This window comes from Pseudoxanthomonas fibrivorans, assembly GCF_041464125.1.
GTDB lineage: Bacteria > Pseudomonadota > Gammaproteobacteria > Xanthomonadales > Xanthomonadaceae > Pseudoxanthomonas.
The window spans coordinates 529,876-549,112 of sequence record NZ_JBGNUG010000002.1 but is presented as its reverse complement, the minus strand read 5'-3'; the positions used below and the strand labels follow the sequence as shown (position 1 = coordinate 549,112).

The 19,237-nt window shown below is 70.4% G+C and carries 15 protein-coding genes; 3 read left to right on the top strand and 12 right to left on the bottom strand.

The features are described 5' to 3' along the window. Positions 1 to 65: 65 nt before the first annotated feature. From ACA089_RS15935 to ACA089_RS15915, 5 genes are read right to left on the bottom strand one after another with little or no spacing between them, the layout of a single operon-like run. The gene (locus tag ACA089_RS15935) at positions 66 to 1,970 is read right to left on the bottom strand and encodes a type IV pilus secretin PilQ (protein ID WP_372018770.1); all 1,905 of its coding nucleotides are present in this window, start codon (positions 1,968 to 1,970) and stop codon (positions 66 to 68) included. Between the two features lie 15 nt (positions 1,971 to 1,985). Continuing rightward, entirely contained in the window at positions 1,986 to 2,528 is a 543-nt protein-coding gene (locus ACA089_RS15930; protein WP_372018991.1) for a pilus assembly protein PilP, read from the bottom strand. Positions 2,529 to 2,530: 2 nt separating this feature from the next. Next, a complete protein-coding gene (locus ACA089_RS15925; RefSeq protein WP_372018767.1) occupies positions 2,531 to 3,211 on the bottom strand; it encodes a type IV pilus inner membrane component PilO in 681 nt (226 codons plus the stop codon). Further along, positions 3,208 to 4,014 (bottom strand): PilN domain-containing protein, encoded by an 807-nt coding sequence (locus tag ACA089_RS15920; RefSeq protein ID WP_372018765.1) that lies wholly within the window; start codon positions 4,012 to 4,014, stop codon positions 3,208 to 3,210. The genes ACA089_RS15925 and ACA089_RS15920 overlap by 4 nt, the downstream gene beginning before the upstream one ends. Beyond that, positions 4,014 to 5,072 carry a pilus assembly protein PilM gene (locus ACA089_RS15915; protein WP_372018762.1) on the bottom strand — a complete coding sequence of 353 codons (1,059 nt, stop codon included), beginning with the start codon at positions 5,070 to 5,072 and terminating at the stop codon, positions 4,014 to 4,016. Before ACA089_RS15915 ends, ACA089_RS15920 begins: the two co-directional genes overlap by 1 nt. Positions 5,073 to 5,292: 220 nt before the next feature. Here ACA089_RS15915 and ACA089_RS15910 point away from each other — a divergent pair, with 220 nt between their 5' ends. Both ACA089_RS15910 and ACA089_RS15905 read left to right on the top strand, forming a co-directional pair. Beyond that, positions 5,293 to 7,758 carry a penicillin-binding protein 1A gene (locus tag ACA089_RS15910; protein WP_372018759.1) on the top strand — a complete coding sequence of 822 codons (2,466 nt, stop codon included), beginning with the start codon at positions 5,293 to 5,295 and terminating at the stop codon, positions 7,756 to 7,758. Positions 7,759 to 7,848: 90 nt separating this feature from the next. Then, positions 7,849 to 8,496, top strand: coding sequence for a hypothetical protein (locus tag ACA089_RS15905; RefSeq protein WP_372018756.1), 648 nt, complete (start codon positions 7,849 to 7,851; stop codon positions 8,494 to 8,496). A 107-nt stretch (positions 8,497 to 8,603) separates the two neighbouring features. Here the strand turns inward: ACA089_RS15905 and ACA089_RS15900 are convergent, their stop codons facing one another. The 7 genes from ACA089_RS15900 to ACA089_RS15870 form a co-directional block, all read right to left on the bottom strand. Next, a complete protein-coding gene (locus ACA089_RS15900) occupies positions 8,604 to 9,893 on the bottom strand; it encodes a citrate synthase (protein WP_372018753.1) in 1,290 nt (429 codons plus the stop codon). 260 nt (positions 9,894 to 10,153) lie between these two features. Then, positions 10,154 to 10,402 (bottom strand): type B 50S ribosomal protein L31, encoded by a 249-nt coding sequence (locus tag ACA089_RS15895; protein WP_372018751.1) that lies wholly within the window; start codon positions 10,400 to 10,402, stop codon positions 10,154 to 10,156. Positions 10,403 to 10,488: 86 nt separating this feature from the next. Beyond that, a complete protein-coding gene (locus tag ACA089_RS15890; RefSeq protein ID WP_372018748.1) occupies positions 10,489 to 11,430 on the bottom strand; it encodes a nucleoside hydrolase in 942 nt (313 codons plus the stop codon). A gap of 103 nt (positions 11,431 to 11,533) precedes the next feature. Beyond that, positions 11,534 to 13,669: an ATP-dependent DNA helicase RecG gene (gene recG / locus ACA089_RS15885; RefSeq protein WP_372018745.1), complete on the bottom strand. Its 2,136-nt coding sequence runs from the start codon at positions 13,667 to 13,669 to the stop codon at positions 11,534 to 11,536. Between the two features lie 46 nt (positions 13,670 to 13,715). Continuing rightward, positions 13,716 to 14,096, bottom strand: coding sequence for a RidA family protein (locus ACA089_RS15880; protein WP_372018743.1), 381 nt, complete (start codon positions 14,094 to 14,096; stop codon positions 13,716 to 13,718). A gap of 77 nt (positions 14,097 to 14,173) precedes the next feature. Beyond that, positions 14,174 to 16,345 carry a RelA/SpoT family protein gene (locus ACA089_RS15875; protein ID WP_372018741.1) on the bottom strand — a complete coding sequence of 724 codons (2,172 nt, stop codon included), beginning with the start codon at positions 16,343 to 16,345 and terminating at the stop codon, positions 14,174 to 14,176. A 94-nt stretch (positions 16,346 to 16,439) separates the two neighbouring features. Next, positions 16,440 to 18,617, bottom strand: coding sequence for a RelA/SpoT family protein (locus ACA089_RS15870; RefSeq protein WP_372018738.1), 2,178 nt, complete (start codon positions 18,615 to 18,617; stop codon positions 16,440 to 16,442). Positions 18,618 to 18,670: 53 nt separating this feature from the next. On the opposite strand from ACA089_RS15870, the gene ACA089_RS15865 reads away from it, so the two are divergent. Continuing rightward, on the top strand, positions 18,671 to 19,225 hold the full coding sequence (locus ACA089_RS15865; protein WP_372018737.1) for a hypothetical protein: 555 nt from the start codon (positions 18,671 to 18,673) through the stop codon (positions 19,223 to 19,225). Positions 19,226 to 19,237 lie beyond the last annotated feature (12 nt).

Here is a 19,237-nt window from a genome sequence, read left to right as displayed (position 1 = left end):
TTCCCGGCGCCGGGCCCCGAAAACCGGACCCCGGAACGTGAAACGGGGCCCGAAGGCCCCGTTTCCTATCCGCGCGGCTGCCGCGCCTCGAGCATCTGAGCCTGCGGTATCCCACCGCGCTTCTCGACCCGCATGACCTTCGGGGTCAGGAAGATGAGCAGTTCGGCCTTTTCCTTCGAGCGGCTGGTCTTCTTGAAGAACGCGCCGAGGAAGGGGACGTTGCCCAGGAACGGCACCTTCGAGACGCTGTTGGCGTCGGTGAATTCGTAGACGCCACCGATCACCACCGTCTGGCCGTCGTCGACCAGCACCGCGGTGTTGATCTCGCGGGTGGCGATTTCCGGCACCTGGCCGATGCTGGTGTCGATGTAGCGCAGGACCTCGTCCTTCAGCACGTTGACGGCCATGAACACGCGGTCGTCGCTGGTGATGGTCGGGGTGACCTTGAGCTCGAGGACCACGTCCTTGAACTGCACGTTCGGGGTCGGGAACGCCTGGTTGCCGCCGCCGGTCAGGGTCACGTAACCGATCTCGCGGCCCTGGCGGATGATGGCTTCGCGCTGGTTGGAGGTCACCACGCGCGGGTTGGAGAGCACCTCGCCGCGGCCTTCCTGCTGCAGCGCGGACAGCTCGATGTCGATGGCGAAGTTCGCGCCCAGCAGGGTGTAGGCCAGCGCACCCACGTTGGCGCCGTTGGCGGTGGTCGCCGGCAGGTTGAAGTTCAGGCCGCCGGGCAGCTCGTACTCGCCGTTGTCGATGATGTTGTGCGTTTCGGTCAGCGAGCCGCTGATGGCGCGCGAGTTGTTGCCGATCTCGCGGCCCTGCACGCCGAAGCGGGCGCCCAGGTCGCGGGCGAACGAGTCGGTGGCGATGACGATGCGGCTCTCGATCAGCACCTGGTCGACCGGGCGATCGATCACGTTGATCAGCTCGCGCATCTGCGCGACCTTCTTCGGGATGTCGCTGATCATCAGGGTGTTGGTGCGCTCGTCGGCGACGATGCGGCCACGCGGCGACAGGAAACCGTTCTCCTGGTTGTTGCTGCTGCCCTGACCGCCGATGCCCTTGGCCTCGGTCAGCGCCTTGAAGATGCTCGCGGCGCTGTGATAGTTCACCTGGATGTAGTCGGTGACCAGGTCGACGCGGTTCTCCAGGTCGATGCGCGCGTCTTCCTTGGCCTTCTCGAACGCGGCCAGCTCGGGCTGCGGGGCGACCCAGATGACGCTGCCGTCACGGCGCTTGTCCAGGCCCTTGGCGCGCAGGACGATGTCCATCGCCTGGTCCCACGGCACGTTGACCAGCCGCAGGGTCACGTTGCCCTGCACGGTGTCGGACGCGACGATGTTGAGGTTGGACTCCTCGGCGATCAGCTGCAGGACGGTGCGCACCGGCACGTCCTGGAAGTTGAAGGTGACCGGACGCCCGGAGTAGCCCGGCTTGGCGACGCGGGCCTGCGCGCTGGTCACGGCGGCGCCGCTGACAGCACCGACCGCGGCCGCACCTGCGCGAGGCGTGATCTCCACGACGTACTCGTTGCCGGTCTGGTAGGCCAGCGACTCGAACTCGCCGCGGGTGGCCAGCACCAGCTGGGTACCGCCGGCGTACGGCTTGGCGTCGATGCGCTGGACCGGGGTCGCGAAGTCGGTGACGTTGAGCGGGCGCTGCAGCTCGGCCGGCAGGGTGGCGTTCGCCACGTCCACCACGACGCTGCCGTCCTGGTTGCGCAGGTCGGCGACGGCGCCTTCGCCCTCGAAGCGGAGGATCAGCCGCCCCGCGCCGCCGTCGCCTCGCTTGAAGTCGATCTGCGACACCTTGGACTTGGCGGCCGCGGGGGCGGCCGCCGGCGCGGCGGGCGTGGCCGCGACCGCGAGGAAGGGCGTGGTCAGGGCCAGCGCGAGCCCCAGGCCGCAGGCCCGGATGATCGCCGGGCGCCGACAGGTGCGCAGGCTCTGGGCATTGGAAAAGGTCATCGTGCTATCCCCTAATCATTGATCTTCGAGCGCGATGGAGGCCGGACGTTCCAGCCAGCCGCCTGCGCCATCCGGCACCAGTTCAACCAGTTCGATCTTGTCTTCGTGCACCGAGGTGACCCGGCCGTCGCTCTGCCCCAGGTATGCACCCGGGCGGATACGGTGGGTGACCCGGTCAGGCGCCATCACCAGCGCGACCAGGCCCGGACCGGTGCCGATCGTGCCGATCATGTCCAGGCTGTCCAGCGGGTACTGCTCCAGCGGTTCCTTGCGCCGGTTCGGATCGGGCCGCAGGCCCGAACCACCGTCCGGATTGCTCCAGGCGTCGCTGAACGGATCGCGCATGTCCTGCGCGGCGTACTCGAAGGTTTCGAACTGCTGCATCACCGGCAGCGGGTCCAGCGGCGGCGCCGGGCGCGCGCGCACGTCCGCCACCCACTTCTTCAGGTTCGGCGCCTCGCCCGGCGTGCTGGTCACGCTGCGGCCGCAGGCCCCGAGGCTGAGCACCAGGAGCGCGGCCCCCAGCCAGCGCAGCCCGGCGGAGCGGTCGATTGCCATGCTCATGCGCCGCCCCCCTTCTTCTTGGATCCGCCCTTCTGGCCGGCAGCGGCCTGCTCCTGCTCGGCGATTTCCATGTCATCCAGGTAACGGTAGGTCTTCACCGTGCCGGACAGTTCCAGCGCGCCGCCGCGGCTGATCCCCTTCCCGTCGCGGGGCTGGAGCTGGATGTCGTGCATGGTCAGGATGACCACGCGCGGCAACGATGCCACGCCGCTGACGAAGGCCCCGAACTGGTGGTAGTTGCCGACCATGCGCAGGGAGATCGGCTTCTCGGCGTAGAACTCCTTCGGCGTCTCCGGGCCCGGCTGGAACAGCTCGTTGGCCAGGCCGCTGGACAGCGCGGTCTGCGAGATGTCGATGATCAGGTCCGGCATCTCGGTCTTGCTCGGGAGCTGGCGCAGCATCTGCTGCAGCACCTGTTCCATCTGCGCGAGCTGCTGGCGCAGGGGCTCGAGGTTGGCCGCCTTGCCCTGCTCGCGCTCGAAGTCCGCGCGCAGGCCGCTTTCCTGGCGCTCGAGGCCGTCAAGCTCCTCGACCTTGCCGCGGATCAGCAGGAAGTAGGCGACGAGCAGGATCAGCAGCACCATGACGATGCAGAAGCCGATCTTGGCCTGCTGCGGCCAGCCGCCGATGTTGTTGAAGTCCAGATCGCTGATCTTGACCTTCTTCTTCTGGCTCATGACGCCGGCCTCCCCTCGGTCTGCGCGGCCGGTTGCTGCGGCTGGGTGGTGGTGTCGGCCGGCGGGCTGGCCGGCGCGGTGGCGGGCGCAGGCGCGGCCGGGGCTGCCGCGGGCGCGGCCTCGGCGGCCGGGGCTGCGGCAGGCGCGGCTTCGACGGCCGCGGCGGCGTCGCCCGAGGCGACGTCGGCCGTCGGCTCGATCGTGGCGGGCACTTCGCCTTCGGCGGTGGTCGCGTTGGGGTTGGCCAGCTGCACCTTCAGGCTGAAGGTGTAGGGCAGCGTCCGGCTGGCGCTGGTGACCGACGCCTTCCGCTCTTCCTTCTTGACCTCGATGATCGACAGGTCCGGCTTGGTCATCCAGCCCGAGACCTCGAGGTTGCGCATGTAGGTACTGACGCGCGCATTGGACTGGGCACTGCCACGCAGGGTCAGGACTTCGCCTTCCTGCTTGATCGAGTTCAGCGTCACGCCATCGGGAATGGTGCGGACCAGCGAATCGAACAGGTGCACCATCTGCGAACGGTTGGCCTGGAGCTCCTCGATGACCTTCTTGCGCGCCAGCAGGCGGTCCTTCTTGGCATCGAGTTCCTTGATCTCCTCGTTCTGCTTCTCGACCTTGGCGATCTCTTCCTTCAGGAACGCATTGCGGTCCTGCTGGCCGGCGATCTGACGGTCGTAGTAGAACCAGATCAGGAACGAGAGCAGCACGCCCGCCAGGGCGGCCATGCCGAGCATGCCCTGGAACTCGCGCTGGCGCTGCTTGCGGCGCTCGGCGCGCCAGGGCAGAAGATTGATTCTGGCCATCAGTCGAAGCTCCTCAGGGCCAGGCCGGTGGCGATCATCAGCGCCGGCGCATCCTGGGCGAGGGCGTGCGCCTGCACGCGCGGGCCCAGGGTCATCTGCGCCAGCGGGTTGGCCACCTGGGTCGGGACGCCCAGTTGCTCCTCCACCATTTCCGGCAGGCCGAGGATCGAGGCGCAACCGCCCGCCAGCACGACCTGGTCGACGCGGTTGAACTCGCTGCCCGCGTAGAAGAACTGGAGCAGGCGGCTGATCTGCTGGACGGTCGCTTCCTTGAAGGGTTCGAGCACCTCGACCTCGTAGGTCTCGGGCAGGCCGCCCTGGCGCTTGGCCTGGCCAGCTTCCTCGTAGGTCAGGCCGTAGCGGCGCATGACCTCGTCGGTCAGCTGCTTGCCGCCGAAGACCTGCTCGCGGCTGTAGAGGCTGCGGCCGCCGCGCAGGACGTTCAAGGTGGTCATCGTCGCGCCGATGTCCACCAGGGCGACGACGCCGTCGCGGCCCACGGGCAGCTCGTCGGCGATCAGGGCGAAGGCGTTCTCGACCGCGAAGGCCTCCACGTCCATCACCTTGGCGGTCAGCCCCCCCAGCTCCAGCGCCGATTCGCGCAGCTCGACGTTCTCCGAGCGCGACGCGGCCAGCAGCACCTGGACCATCTCCGGGTTGCTGGGCATCGGCCCGAGCACCTCGAAATCGAGGTTCACTTCCTCGATCGGGTACGGGATGTAGTTGACCGCCTCGAGCTCGACCTGGGCTTCCAGTTCGCTCTCGTCGAGCTCGGCCGGCATCGGGATGATCTTGGTGATCACAGCCGAACCCGCGACCGCGGCCGCGGCACCCTTGGCCTTGGTCCCCGAGCGGTTGACGGCGCGGCGGATGGCCTCGCCGACCGCCTCGACCTCGACGATGTTCTTCTCGACCACCGCATTGGGTGGCAACGGCTCGACCGCGTAATGCTCCACGCGGTAACGGTTGCCGCTGCGCGAAAGCTGCAGCAGCTTTACCGCAGTCGAACTGATGTCGACGCCAATGAGCGGCGACTGACTTTTCGGGATGAGCCCCACGGTTTCTCCCCTGCCGACGGGCACTTGGCTGAACTACCTGTGCCCGCGCATTAGATAACGGTTTTTTCAGGCTTGGCAACACCCCCTTATGCAGGCTGGGATGCCTGTCACGGGTGGTCTCGGCCGATGCCCCCTTGCTGTCCCCCGGACATCCCCCCTGTGGATGCCCTTGCCTCATCTATACTCTGCGGCCGCGAAATCTGCAATCGGACGTCACTCGATGCCCCGTCTCCGCCGCCTGCTGCGCTGGGCGCTGATCGCCTCCGCAGGCCTGGCCCTGCTCGCCGCCATCGGCCTGGGAACCCTCTACGTGGTGGTGTCGGCGCGGCTGCCGGAGGTGGAGTCCCTGCGTCAGGTCGAGATGCAGGAACCGCTCTACGTCTACACGTCCGACGGCCGGCTCATGGCCGTGTTCGGCGAGAACCGGCGTTACCCGGTCGCCATCGGGGAGGTGCCCGAGCGCCTGCGCCAGGCCTTCATCGCGATCGAGGACGCCCGCTTCTACGAGCATGGTGGCGTCGACTACAAGGGCGTGGCCCGTGCAGTCTGGCTGCTGGCCACCACCGACGACAAGCGCGTCCCGGGCGGCTCGACCATCACCCAGCAGGTCGCGCGCCAGTTCTTCCTCAGCTCCGAATACAGCTACCAGCGCAAGCTCGCCGAGATGCTGCTGGCGATGAAGATGGAGCGGGCGTTGAGCAAGGACGAGATCCTGGCGCTCTATCTCAACAAGAGCTTCTTCGGCAACCGCGCCTATGGCGTGGCAGCGGCCGCCGAGTACTACTACGGCAAGAAGCTGGGCGAGCTTTCGCTGGACGAGATGGCTTCGCTGGCCGGCATCCCCAAGTTCCCCTCCAGCGGCAACCCCATCAGCAATCCGGAGCGGGCCCGCATCCGCCGCGACTACATCCTGGACCGGATGGCCGAGCTGGACTTCGTCAGCGCCGCGGAGGCCGCCGCGGCCAAGGCGGTGCCGATGCACGCCACGCCGCACGAACCCCCCGTGGAAGTGTCGGCGCCCTACGTCGCGGAGATGGTCCGCCAGGAGATGATCGCCCGCTACGGGCCGGAGGCGGTCACCCGCGGCTACCACGTCACCACCACCATCCAGTCCGAACTGCAGACGGCGGCCGACCAGGCCCTGCGCGACGGCCTGCACCTCTACGACCACCGGCACGGCTGGCATGGCGTGGAGCGCCAGGCCGAGGTGGCCGGGGGCGACGACGACGCGGCCCTGGCGAAGGCCCTGTCCGGCACCCCGGCCCAGGGCGCGCTGCTGCCGGCCGTGGTCGCCGGTACCGCCGCCGACGGCAGCGCCCGCGTGGTCCTCGCCGACGCCAGCAGCGTCACCCTGCCGGCCGCCGCCTCGCGCTGGACCGGCAAGAGCCCGGCCACCCTCCTCAAGCGCGGTGACGTGGTCCGGGTCCGCCGCGGCGAGAAGGACGGCGAGTACCTGCTCGACCAGGTGCCGCGCGGCCAGTCGGCGCTGGTCTCGCTGGATGCCGACAGCGGTGCCCTGCGTGCGCTGGTGGGCGGTTACAGCTTTGCCGGCAACAAGTTCAACCGTGCCACCCAGGCCCGGCGCCAGCCCGGCTCCAGCTTTAAGCCGTTCGTCTACGCGGCGGCGTTCGAGAAGGGCTTCAACCCGGCCTCCATCGTCCTCGATGCGCCGGTGGTGTTCCGCGACCGCCGCGGCAACACCTGGTCGCCGCAGAACGACGGCGGCGGCTTCAAGGGCCCGATGCGCCTGCGCGAAGCGCTGGTGCAGTCGCGCAACCTGGTCTCGGTCCGCCTGCTGGACGCGATCGGGGTCAATTTCGCCCGCACCTACATCGCCCAGTTCGGATTCGACGAGGCGGAGCTGCCGCCGAACCTGTCGATGTCGCTGGGCACCGCTTCGCTGACGCCGCTCTCGGTCGCCCGCGGCTACGCCGTGTTCGCCAATGGCGGCTCGCGCGTGGAACCCTGGTTCATCGACGAAGTGCGCGATCGCAGCGGCCAGGTGCTGTTCAAGGAGGCGCCGGCGTTCGCCTGCCGCGGGTGCGGCGCGGTGGCAGGTGCCGCCTCCGCGGCCCAGCCGCAGGTCGTGGACGGGTTCAACTTCGGCGCGCCCGCGCCCGCCCCTTCCGCTCCAGCGCCCGCCGGATCCGCGGCCGCGCCGGCTCCGGCGCCGGCTCCCCCCACCCTGCCGCCCGACGCGAAGGTCGCCCCGCGCGCGATCGACGAACGCACCGCCTACCAGCTGGTCTCGATGATGCGCGACGTCGTCCAGCGCGGCACCGGCACCGCGGCCAAGGTCCTCGAGCGCGAGGATGTCGGTGGCAAGACCGGTTCGACCAACGACCACCGCGACGCGTGGTTCTCGGGTTTCGGCGGGCCATACGTCACCACGGTGTGGGTCGGTCGCGACGATTTCCGCTCGCTCGGCTACCGCGAGTACGGCGGCAAGGCCGCGTTGCCCATCTGGATCGACTACATGCGGGTGGCGCTGAAGGACAAGCCGATCGCCGCCAACGAGCCGCCGGCGGGCATGGTCAAGGTCTACGTCGACGGCTCGGGGCGGATGTCCACCGAGGGCGGCGGGCTGGCCGAGTTCGTCAAGGTCGAGGACCTGGAGCGGATGCACAACAACCTGGACTTCCTGGGCCCCGAGCAGAGCGACGAGGAAGCGTTCGACATCTTCTGAGGCCGGGCGTCGCAGGGGCTGCGCACGGCGTGACCGCCCCGTCACGCCGATGCGCTACAGTCGGGCCAGGCCTCGTCCGGGAATGTCGCCATGCATCGCGCCCGCCAGCATGCCGAGACCCGCACCCGCGAACGGCGCCATCGCCTGGCCCACGAGGCGGCCCGCTTGATGGCGGAGGGCGGCATCCGCGACTTCCACCAGGCCAAACTCAAGGCCGCCGCGCGGCTGGGCATCCACGACGACGCTTCGCTGCCGCGCAACCGCGAGATCGAGGACGCCCTGCGCGAGTACCAGCGCATCTTCCTCGGCGACAGCCAGGCCCGCGCCCTGAGGCAACGGCGCGAGGCCGCGGCCCGGGCGCTGGAATTCCTGGGCCCGTTCGAACCGCGGCTGGTCGGGCCGGTGCTCGACGGCACGGCCGATGCGTCCTCCCCGGTCCTGCTGCACGCCTATACCGACGACGCCGACGCGGTGGCGCGGTTCTTCGACGAACACGGCATCCCCGCCGAGTCGCGGGTGCGCCAGTTGCGCCTGGACCGGGAGCGCCGGGCGGACCTGCCGGTATGGGTGTTCAGCGCCGAGGACCTCGCCTTCGACGTCACCGTCCTGCCGCTGCATGCCCTGCGCCAGGCGCCCCTGTCGGCGGTGGACGAGCGGCCGATGCCGCGCGCCTCGCTCGCCCAGTTGCAGCGCCTGCTGGCGGAGGAAGAGATCGCCGGGTACGAGGGCGGTAGCTGACGCGGATCCGGTCATGCACCGCTCCCCACCGGCGTGCCGATGCCAGGGCCGCAGAAAAGAAACGCCCCGCGTCAGCGGGGCGTTTCGATCGGGGCCCGCCACCGCGGTCAGCGCTGGTCGACGCCCTTGTAGTCGCGCACGTCGTGGCCGGTGTAGATCTGGCGCGGACGGCCGATCTTGGCTTCCGGGTCGACCTGCTGCTCCAGCCAGTGCGCCACCCAGCCGGCGGTGCGGCCGATGGCGAACATGACGGTGAACATCTCGGTCGGGATCTTCAGCGCCTTGTAGATGATGCCGCTATAGAAATCGACGTTCGGGTACAGCTTGCGCTGGATGAAGTACTCGTCCTTCAGCGCCGCCTCTTCCAGCTTCATCGCCACTTCCAGCAGCGGGTCGTTGACGCCCAGCTCGCCGAGCACCTTGTGGGTCATCTCGCGGATGATCTTGGCGCGCGGGTCGAAGTTCTTGTAGACGCGGTGGCCGAAGCCCATCAGGCGGAAGCCGGACTCCTTGTCCTTGGCCTTGGCGATGGCGCTCTCGACCTTGTCGGGGGTGCCGATCTCCTCGAGCATCTTCAGCACCGCCTCGTTGGCGCCGCCGTGGGCCGGGCCCCACAGCGCGGTGATGCCGGCGGCAATGCACGCGTACGGGTTGGCGCCGGTCGAACCGACCAGGCGGACGGTCGAGGTCGAGGCGTTCTGCTCGTGGTCGGCGTGCAGGATGAACAGCAGGTCCAGCGCCTTGGCCACGACCGGGTTCATCTCCAGCGGCTCGCTGGGCACCTCGAACATCATGTGCAGGAAGCGGCTGACGTAATCGAGGTTGTTGCGCGGGTAGCGCGAGGGCCAGCCGATCGAATAGCGGTACGCGGCGGCGGCCAGGGTCGGCACCTTGGCGATCAGGCGGATCGCGGCCTGGCGGCGCTGCTCCGGATCGTTGAGGTCCAGGGTGTCGTGGTAGAACGCCGACAGCGAGGCGACCGTGCCGGCCAGCATGGCCATCGGGTGCGCGTCGTAGTTGAAGCCCTGCAGGAAGTTCTTCAGGGACTCGTGCATCATCGTGTGATGCGTGACCTCGTGTTCGAACTTCTGGAACTCGCCCTGCGTCGGCAGTTCGCCGTTCATCAGCAGGTAGGCCACTTCCAGGAAGCTCGAGTGCTTGGCGAGCTGCTCGATCGGGTAGCCGCGGTACAGCAGCACGCCGTTGTCGCCGTCGATGTAGGTGATGGCCGACTTGCAGCTGGCCGTGGCGGTGAAACCGGAGTCGTAGGTGAAAAGACCGGTTTCCCTGGTCAGCTTGGAAATGTCGATGCAGTCGTTGCCCAGCGTCGGCTTCAGCACCGGCAGGGCTACCGACTTGTCGCCGGCATTCAACGTGACCTGGTCGAGATTGGACACGGTGTGCGCTCCTCTGTGGGGTAGGCGTCGCGCCTCGCGCGGGTGAGGCGCTCGGAGCGGTTGCGAGGGAGTCCGCGGCCACGGCCGCGAAGCCTCGGGATTATCGCATACCCCACCGTCCAGAATCCCTTGGACGGAAGTCGCAGGTGGCGCGGCGGGCGGAATGCCGCGGCATCGCGCACAGCAGAACGGCCGCGCAAGCGCGGCCGTCCGGCGTCATCGGTACCCGTGCCGCCCGGGGGGCGGCGCGGCGACGTGGCTCAGCGCGCGTAGCGGCGCTGGAACTTGTCGATGCGGCCGCTGGTATCCATGACCTTGTGCTTGCCCGTGTAGAACGGGTGCGAGGCCGAGGAGATTTCGATCTTCACCAGCGGGTATTCATTGCCGTCTTCCCACTTCACGGTTTCCTTGGCGCCGCCGGCGAGCGTCGAGCGGGTCAGGATCTTGAAATCGGACGTGACGTCATGGAAGACGACTTCGCGGTAATCGGGGTGGATGCCGGTCTTCATGGCGTATACCGTGGACAGTTGGCGGAACAGAGCCCGGCATTCTAGCCGGGCGGCGGTGCCCGGCGCAAGACCGGGGACCGGGCGGGTCATCCGGCGGCCAGCGCGGCCTCGACCCGGGCCTCGAAGCGGGGCTGGTCGTACCGCAGCAGGATCCGGGCGTTGTCCGGCGCGCCGGTCTGCCGGTTCCAGTCCACCGCGGTGAGGCCCCGGGCCAGGCGGCCCTCCGTCTCGACCGCCAGCGGCCGCTCGACGTGCTCCAGCGCGCCGTCCGGCTCCAGCGCCCAGGCCATGGCCAGGGCGTCGGCCGAGTGCCACAGCTCGCCACGGCGGTCTTCCGACCACAGCCGGGTCTGCCGGGAGATGGCTTCGTAGAAGCGGGCGCGCGGAGCGTCCGCGGCCAGCCACGCTTCCGCGCGGCGGTGGTGGAAGCCGTGGGCGATGGTCGCCTCCCAGTCGGCGAGGTCGTACCTGGGGAATCCGGACAGGACCACATGGGCCGACTCCGGATCGAATCCGACGTTGAATTCCGCGACCGGGGTGATGTTGCCGTGCGCGGTCACCGCACCGCCCATCACCACCAGCCGGGCCACCCGCTGCGGCAGGGTGGGATCCAGCCGCAGGGCCAGCGCCAGGTTGGTCAGCGGACCCAGCGCGACCAGCAGCAGGCGGCCGGCATGCTCGTGCGACAGCCGCAGGATGGCCAGGGCCGCGTGCTCGTCGGCCGCGCGGCCGGGCGGGTCCGGGTAGCCGATATCGCCGAAACCATCGCGTCCATGCACGTGCGCCGCGTCCTCGCGCGGCACGTGCACCAGCGGCCCCCCGCAGCCGGGGAAGACCGGCACGTCCGGACGCTCGACCACCTCGCGCAGCTTCAGCGCATTGCGGACGGTGTGCGCCAGGCCGACATTGCCGGCGGCGATGGTCAGCCCGACCACCTCGTGGGCATCGGAAGCGAACGCCATCAGCAGCGCCAGCGCGTCGTCGACGCCCGGATCGGTGTCGATCAGCAGCGGGATCTTCTCAGTCATGCGCACGGGTCCGGCGATCGGGTACGGCCGGCCAGTGTCGCCATTCCCCTCGGGGAGAGCAAACCGCCGGCAGGCACGGCTCGACCGCCTCGCGTGGTGCCCCTCAGGCGCCGGCGTAGCGCGAGGCGCTGCCGATCCAGCGTGCGACCAGGCGATCGGCCACGCCGTCGTCACGTTCCAGCAGGTCGTCGGCAAGCACGCGCACCTGGGGCAGCAGGCCCGCGTCGCGGGCAAGGTCGGCGACCCGGAAGGCCGCCAGCCCGGTCTGCCGCGTGCCCAGCAGTTCGCCCGGCCCCCGCAGTTCCAGGTCCTTCTCGGCGATCAGGAAGCCGTCACCGGTCTGCCGCAGCACGTCCAGGCGCTGGCGCGCCAGCGCCGACAGCGGTGGCTGGTAGAGCAGCACGCAGGTCGATGCCGCGACGCCCCGGCCGACGCGCCCGCGCAGCTGGTGCAGCTGCGCCAGGCCCAGCCGCTCGGCGTTCTCGACGATCATCAGCGACGCGTTGGGCACGTCGACCCCGACCTCGATCACCGTGGTGGCGACCAGCAGGTCGATCGCCCCGTCCTTGAACCCGCGCATGACCGCCAGCTTCTCGGCCGCCTTCAACCGTCCATGGACCAGCGCCACGCGCACGCCGGGCAACTGCTGCGAGAGCACCTCGAACGTGCGCTCGGCCGCCTGCGCCTGCAGTTTCATGCCCTGCCCCGGCGTGCCGTCCTCGTCGGGCTCTTCGATCAGGGTGCAGACCCAGTAGGCCTGCCGGCCCTCCGCGCACGCCGCGCGGATCCGCTCGACCAGTTCCGACCGCCGCTCCGCGCTTACCGCCACCGTCTGCACCGGCGTTCGGCCCGGCGGCAGCTCGTCGATCGCCGAAACATCCAGGTCGGCATAGGCGGTCATCGCCAGCGTGCGCGGGATCGGCGTGGCGGTCATGACCAGCTGGTGCGGCACCTGGCCATGCGCCGGCCCCTTGTCGCGCAACGCCAGGCGCTGCTGCACGCCGAAGCGGTGCTGTTCGTCGACCACGACCAGCGCCAGGTCGTGGAAGGCCACGCCCTCCTGCATCAGCGCATGGGTCCCGACCACCACCTGGGCCTGCCCGGAAGCCACCTCGGCCAGTGCCTGCGCGCGTGCCTTTCCGGTGACCTTGCCGGCCAGCCAGGCCACGCGCACGCCCAGCGGCTGCAGCCAGGCGCGCAGGTTGGCCAGGTGCTGTTCGGCGAGCAGTTCGGTGGGCGCGGCCAGCGCGACCTGGCATCCGCGCTCGACCGCCAGGGTGGCCGCCAGCGCCGCCACCACCGTCTTGCCGGACCCGACGTCGCCCTGCACCAGGCGCTGCATCGGCCGCGGCTGCGACAGGTCGGCGCGCACCTGCTCGAACACGCGCCGCTGCGCGCCGGTCAGCGCGAACGGCAGCGTCGCCAGCAGCCGCGCCGCCAGCGCGCCCGGACCATCGAGCGCGCGCGCATGGAGTTGCTGCTGCGCCAGCCGGCGGCGGCGCAGGCTCAGGTGGTGGGCCAGCAGCTCTTCCAGCGCCAGGCGACGCTGTGCCGGATGGGTGCCGGCGGCGAGCGCCGCGAGGTCGGCCTCGCGCGGCGGGCGATGCAGGGTGAGCAGCGATTCGCGCAGGCCCGGCAGGCCGGCGAGCGCGGGCAGCGATGCCGGCAGCAGTTCCAGCACCGGACCGTCGGGCAACAGGTCCAGCGCCAGCCCGATCAGCCGGCGCAACGTCGCCGGCCCTACCCCGTCCACGGCGGGATAGACCGGGTCGAGCGCCTCGCCGAGCCCCGGGTCCTCGCCATCGGCGAGGACCCGGTAGCTGGGATGCACGATCTCCAGCCCGTGCTGCCCCGGCCGCGGCGTGCCGAAGCAGCGCAGCCGCACGCCCGGGCGGAACTGCGCCGCCTGCGCGGCGCGGAAGTGGAAGAACCGGAGCACCAGCGTGGCGTGCGAACCGTCGGCCACCGCCACGCGCAGCACCGGCCGGTAGCGGAAACCGCGCTCGACCGCCTCCACGGTCGCGTCGACCTGGGCCGGCACGCCGGACTGCAGCGCGCGGATCGGCGTGAGCCGGGTGCGGTCCTCGTAGCGCAGCGGCAGGTGCAGCCACAGGTCCTGGACGGTGCCCAGCCCGCGCGCCGCCAGTTTCCCGGCGACCGCCGCCCCGACCCCGCGCAGCGCCGACACCGGGGTCTCGCCGCCGGCGAACGCCGGTGCGGTGGCGCGCACGGCCTTCATGCGCGTGCGCGCCGCAACGGGATCCGGACCGCCCAGCGGTGCCGCCTCAGTCGAGGACCATGACCGCATCGGCCTCGAACGCCACGCCCTTGGGCAGGGCGGACACGCCGATGGTCGAGCGGGCCGGGAACGGGGCGCTGAAGTATTCCTGCATCACCGCGTTGACCGCCGCGAACTGGGACAGGTCGGTCAGGTACAGGCCGAGCCGCACGATCCGGTCGAGCGAGCCGCCCGCCGCCTCGGCAACCGCGCGGAGGTTGTCGAACACCTGGCGCGCCTGCGCGTCGATGTCGCCGGCGACCACCTCGCCGGTCGCCGGCACCAGCGGGATCTGCCCGGAGAAGTACACGGTCGAGCCGCTGCGCACGGCCTGCGAGTAGGGGCCGATGGCGGCCGGTGCGCGGTCGGTCTGGATGATCTGGGACATGCCGGTTCCTGGCTCGGTGGGATACGCGGATTCTAGCCGGTCCGCCCACGCGTCCCGGGAAAAACCGGCACGCCGCGCTACTGCCGGCGGACGCCCTGCACGACGCTGAGCCGGCGCAGCCGGCGGATCACCTCGGCCAGGTGGTTGCGGTCGCGCACCTGGATGGCGAACCGCAGCTGTGCCGCGTTCATGTCGCGGTCCAGGTAGTCCACCCGCTCGATGTTCGACTGGCTCTGGGCCACGGCCGCCGCCAGCTGGGCCAGCACGCCGGTGTGGTTCTCCACGTCCACGATCAGCGAGGTGTCGTAGTCGCCGGTGACGTTCGGATCCCAGTCGATCGGCACCCAGCGCTCGGGCGACTTGCGGAACTCGGCCAGGTTCGGGCAATCCATGCGATGCACGACCACGCCCTTGCCGGCGGTGTGGTAGCCCATGATCTCGTCGCCCGGGATCGGCTGGCAGCAGTTGGCGAAGCTGACCACGCCGCCTTCGGTGCCGTTGATCAGGATCTTTTCCTGCGAATGCTTGGAATGGCCGCCGCCGCGCAGTTCGGCATAGGCCATCAGCGCCTGCGCGGCCTGGCTGGGCATCCAGTTGCCCAGCGCGACCTCGGCCAGGAACGCCTCCAGCCGCGGGAACCGGTGCTCGACCAGGAACGACTCCAGCCGCTTGGAGGGCAGACGCTCCAGCGAGCTGCCCATCGCCTCCAGCGCGCGGTCGAGCATGCGGTGGCCCAGCTGCACCGCGTCCTCGTGCTCGAGCTGCTTGAGCTGGTGGCGGATGGCGGTGCGCGCCTTGCTGGTGACCACGAATTCCAGCCACTGCGGCTTGGGCGCGGCCGACTTGGCGGTGATGATCTCCACGGTCTGGCCGCTCACCAGCTTGGTCCGCAGCGGCACCAGCTTGCGGTCCACCCGCGCGGCCACCGCCCGGTTGCCGACGTCGGTGTGCACCGCATAGGCGAAGTCCAGCGCGGTGGAGTTGCGCGGAAGGGCCAGGATCCGGCCCTTGGGCGTGAACAGGTAGACCTCGTCCGGGAACAGGTCGACCTTGACGTTCTCGAGGAACTCCAGCGAGGAGCCCGCCGCGCGCTGCGATTCGATCAGTTCCACGATCCAGGCATGCGCCCGGCTCTGCGCGCTGTTGGGCGTGTCGCCGCCGTGCTTGTAGGTCCAGTGCGCGGCGATGCCGCGCTCGGCGATCAGGTCCATTTCCTCGGTGCGGATCTGGACCTCGATCGGCGACCCGTAGGGGCCGAACAGCACGGTGTGCAGCGACTGGTAGCCGTTGGCCTTGGGGATGGCGATGAAGTCGCGGAAGCGCCCGTCCAGCGGCTTGTACTGCGCGTGCACCGCGCCGAGCGAGCGGTAGCAGTCCGGCACCCCGCGCACGACCACGCGGAAACCGAACACGTCCATCACCTGGTCGAAGCTTTTGCCCTCGGCCTGCATCTTGTTGTAGATGCTCCACGGGGTCTTGATCCGGCTGACCAGGCGGTGCTCGAGCCCTTCGCGGGCCAGGCCCTGCGACAGCTGGACCTCGACCTGGGCCATCGACTCGCGCCGCACCACCGGCTGGCTGCGGATGTGCTTGTCGATGATCGCGTGTCGCCACGGATGCAGCGCGCGGAACCCCAGGTTCTGAAGTTCGGACTTGACCAGGCTCATGCCCAGCCGCTGCGCGATCGGCGCGTAGATCTCCAGCGTCTCGCGGGCGATGCGCACGCGCGCCTCGCTGCCCTGCGCGCCGAGCGTGCGCATGTTGTGCAGGCGGTCGGCCAGCTTGATCATGATCACGCGCAGGTCGCGCGACATCGCCAGCAGCATCTTGCGGAAGCTCTCGGCGGCCGCCTCCTTGCGGTCGCGGAACTTGAGCTTGTCCAGCTTGGTCACGCCCTCGACCAGGTCGGCGACGTCGCTGCCGAACTGCGAGGCGATGTCCTCGCGCCGCAACGGCGTGTCCTCGATGGTGTCGTGCAGGATCGCCGCGATCAGCGTCTCCACGTCCAGCCCCAGCTCGGCCAGCACGCCCGCCACCGCGACCGGGTGGGTGATGTAGGGCTCGCCCGACTTGCGGGTCTGGCCGGCATGGGCGGCCGCGCCCACGCGCCAGGCCTCGCGCAGCAGCGGCAGCTGCTCGCGCGGCAGGTAGGCGGCGGCGCGCTCCAGCTCGAGGACGTAGTCGGGCACGGGCTCGCCGGCGGGCGGCGGCGCGCTTTCGACTGCCTGGGCGGAATGGCCTGGGTTCATGCGGAAAGACTATTCCAGCGCCCGGTCCGCGGCAAACCGCGCGGCGCATCGATGACGGGATCGGCGGTCGATTGCCGCGCCGGCGCGGCGCCGTTCAGCCCATGCGCTGCGCGTGCTCGACGCCCGGCAGCGCATCGAGCTTGCCCAGGAGGGTGGACAGCTGGCCGTAGTCGGACACGCGCAGGCGCATGCGCAGCTGGACGCGTCCGTCCGGGCGCACATCGCTGCGGATGTCGGCCACGTGGGCGTCCTCCTGGGCGATGACCGTGGTCACGTCCTTCAGCAGCCACTTGCGGTCCACGCCGCTGACCGCCACGTCGACGTCGTAACCGCCCCCGGCGCGCCCCCATTCGACCGGCAGCACCCGCTGCGGCTGGCCCGCGGCCAGCCGCGCGAAGGCCGCGCAGTCGGCGCGGTGCACCGTCACGCCGCGCGCGCGGGTCAGGTAACCGGCGATCGGTTCGCCCGGCACCGGCTGGCAGCAGCGCGCCAGCTGCACCAGCAGGTTGCCCACGCCCTGCACGGTGAACCCCGAATCGGTCTTCTTCTTCCTGGCCTGGCGCGGCACCGGCCGGGCCGTGGCCGGTGGCGGCTGCGGCGCGGCCGCCCGCTCCAGTTCGTGCAGCGCGCGGCCGACCTGGTGCGGACCGACATCGCCGAGCGCCACCTGGATGTACAGGTCGTCGACGGTCTCGGCATGGAACTTCTTCGCCACCGGGGCCAGGTCGGCGTGGTGCAGCCCCAGGCGCTTGAGTTCGCGCTCGAGCATCTCGCGCCCGGCCTGCACGTTGCGCGAGCGGTCCAGCTTGTGGAACCAGGCGCGGACCTTGTCGCGCGAGCGGCCGCTGGCGAGGTAGCCGTTGGCCGGCAGCAGCCAGTCGCGGCGCGGATCGGGCTCCTTGCCGGTCATGATCTCGACCCGGTCGCCGCTGCGCAGGCGGTGGCCCAGCGGCACGATCCGGCCGTTGACCTTGGCGCCGCGGTAGCGGTGGCCGACCATGGTGTGCACGTGGTACGCGAAGTCCAGCGGCGTGGCGCCCTGCGGCAGGTCCACGACCTCGCCCTTCGGGGTCAGCGCGTAGACGCGCTCCTCGACCAGCTCGGCGTCCAGCGCGCCGGCCAGGCCCTCGTCGCGGCCGCCTTCCGACGCCTGTTCCAGCAGCTGGCGCATCCACGCGATCTTGCGCTCGAACGCCCGGCCCGCGCCCTTGCCGGCGGCGCTGCCGCCGGTCTCCTTGTAGCGCCAGTGCGCCGCCACGCCGAGCTCGGCCTGCTCGTGCATCTCGCGGGTCCGGATCTGGACCTCCAGCGTCCGCCCCTCCGGGCCGACCACGGCCGTGTGCAGCGAGCTGTAGCCGTTGGGCTTGGGCCTTGCGATGTAGTCGTCGAACTCGCCCGGGACCGGCGCCCACAGCGCATGGACCACGCCCAGCGCGGCGTAGCACGCGGCGACGTCGTCGACCAGCAGCCGGACCGCGCGCAGGTCGTAGAGCTTGTCCAGCGGCAGGTGCTTCTTCTGCATCTTCCGCCAGATGCTGTAGATGTGCTTGGAGCGGCCGCTGATGTCCGCGGCCAGGCCCTGCGCGCGCAGGGCCTTGTCCAGCTGCACCTTCACCGCGGCGAGGTAGCGCTCGCGGTCGGCGCGGGTCTCGTCGAGTTCGCGCGACAGGTGGCGATAGGTATCGGGCTCCAGGAACCGGAACGCGAGGTCCTCGAGCTCCCATTTCAGCTGCCAGATGCCGAGGCGGTTGGCCAGCGGGGCGTGGATGTCGCGGGTGAGCTGGGCCAGCGCGCGGCGCTCGGCCTCCGGCAGCCGGTCCGCCACCCGCAGCCGCGCGAGCTGTCGCGACAGCAGGATCGGCACCACCCGCAGGTCCTGGATGATCGCCAGCAGCAGCCGGCGCAGGCCCTCGCCGTTGCGCCCGGCCTCGCGCCCTGCATGCAGGGCCCACACCTGGTCGGCCGCGTCCTGGCCGTCGAGCAGTCCCGCGATCGCCGGATGGTCGGCGGCCAGTTCGCTGGCCGCCGCGGCACGCAGCCCGGGCAGGTCGAACAGCAGCGCGGCCACGAGCGCCGACTCGTCGACCCCGAGCGCGGCGAGCGTCCGCATCGTGTCGGCGATGACCGGCCACGGCAGGCGATGGCCGTGGCCGGTGCCCTCACGATCCCAGGCCCCCGCCAGGCGCGCACGCACCGGCGCCGGCAGGAGGTCCGCGTGCGGACCCTGCAGCAGGGCATGCAGACCATCGATGGCGGGGCGGGACACGGCCATTCCGGCGTGTGGGTTGGGACTACACTAGCGGCCTGCCCACGGGAGGAACAAGCATGCAACGTCGTCGGATGCGGGAATGGTTCGTCCTGTCCGTGGTGCTCGCGGCCGCGGCATTCGCCTCGAACGCCTCCGCCCAGTCATCCGGGCCGGCGCCGCTCCAGCAGCAGATGACCCCGGAGGAGTTCCGTGCCGCCGGCCTGCACAAGCTCAGCACGGACGAACTGGCCGCGCTGCAGCAGTGGCTGCGCAGGCAGCCGCACGCGGCGGCGGCGGCGGGCGGCGAGCTCAGCCCGACCGACGTCGAGCGCATCCGCGAGGAAGCGCGCGAACAGGGCCGCCAGGAGGTCAAGGAGAAGAACCGCGGGTTCTTCAGCTTCGACTCGGAGGAACCCATCAAGAGCACCCTGGTGGGCGAGTTCCGCGGCTTCGGCCAGGGCAGGCACTACACGCTGGCCAACGGCCAGGTCTGGGAGCAGGTCGAGCCGGCCAAGCTCAGTGGCGTCATCAAGACCGATCCGCCGGTGACCATCAGGCCGGGCCTGTTCAACACCTGGTACCTGCGCATCGACGGCTATGGCACCGCGGCCAAGGTCAGGCGGATCAAGTAAGCGGGCGCGGGG

Excerpts from the sequence above, each read along its gene's own strand:
- ACA089_RS15880 (WP_372018743.1), bottom strand. The coding sequence starts at position 14,096 with ATGTCCCAGATCATCCAGACCGACCGCGCACCGGCCGCCATCGGCCCC.
- ACA089_RS15920 (WP_372018765.1), bottom strand. The coding sequence starts at position 4,014 with ATGGCCAGAATCAATCTTCTGCCCTGGCGCGCCGAGCGCCGCAAGCAG.
- ACA089_RS15905 (WP_372018756.1), top strand. The coding sequence starts at position 7,849 with ATGCATCGCGCCCGCCAGCATGCCGAGACCCGCACCCGCGAACGGCGC.
- ACA089_RS15925 (WP_372018767.1), bottom strand. The coding sequence starts at position 3,211 with ATGAGCCAGAAGAAGAAGGTCAAGATCAGCGATCTGGACTTCAACAAC.
- ACA089_RS15890 (WP_372018748.1), bottom strand. The coding sequence starts at position 11,430 with ATGACTGAGAAGATCCCGCTGCTGATCGACACCGATCCGGGCGTCGAC.
- ACA089_RS15870 (WP_372018738.1), bottom strand. The coding sequence starts at position 18,617 with ATGGCCGTGTCCCGCCCCGCCATCGATGGTCTGCATGCCCTGCTGCAG.
- ACA089_RS15935 (WP_372018770.1), bottom strand. The coding sequence starts at position 1,970 with ATGACCTTTTCCAATGCCCAGAGCCTGCGCACCTGTCGGCGCCCGGCG.
- ACA089_RS15895 (WP_372018751.1), bottom strand. The coding sequence starts at position 10,402 with ATGAAGACCGGCATCCACCCCGATTACCGCGAAGTCGTCTTCCATGAC.
- ACA089_RS15930 (WP_372018991.1), bottom strand. The coding sequence starts at position 2,528 with ATGGCAATCGACCGCTCCGCCGGGCTGCGCTGGCTGGGGGCCGCGCTC.
- recG (WP_372018745.1), bottom strand. The coding sequence starts at position 13,669 with ATGAAGGCCGTGCGCGCCACCGCACCGGCGTTCGCCGGCGGCGAGACC.
- ACA089_RS15910 (WP_372018759.1), top strand. The coding sequence starts at position 5,293 with ATGCCCCGTCTCCGCCGCCTGCTGCGCTGGGCGCTGATCGCCTCCGCA.
- ACA089_RS15875 (WP_372018741.1), bottom strand. The coding sequence starts at position 16,345 with ATGAACCCAGGCCATTCCGCCCAGGCAGTCGAAAGCGCGCCGCCGCCC.
- ACA089_RS15865 (WP_372018737.1), top strand. The coding sequence starts at position 18,671 with ATGCAACGTCGTCGGATGCGGGAATGGTTCGTCCTGTCCGTGGTGCTC.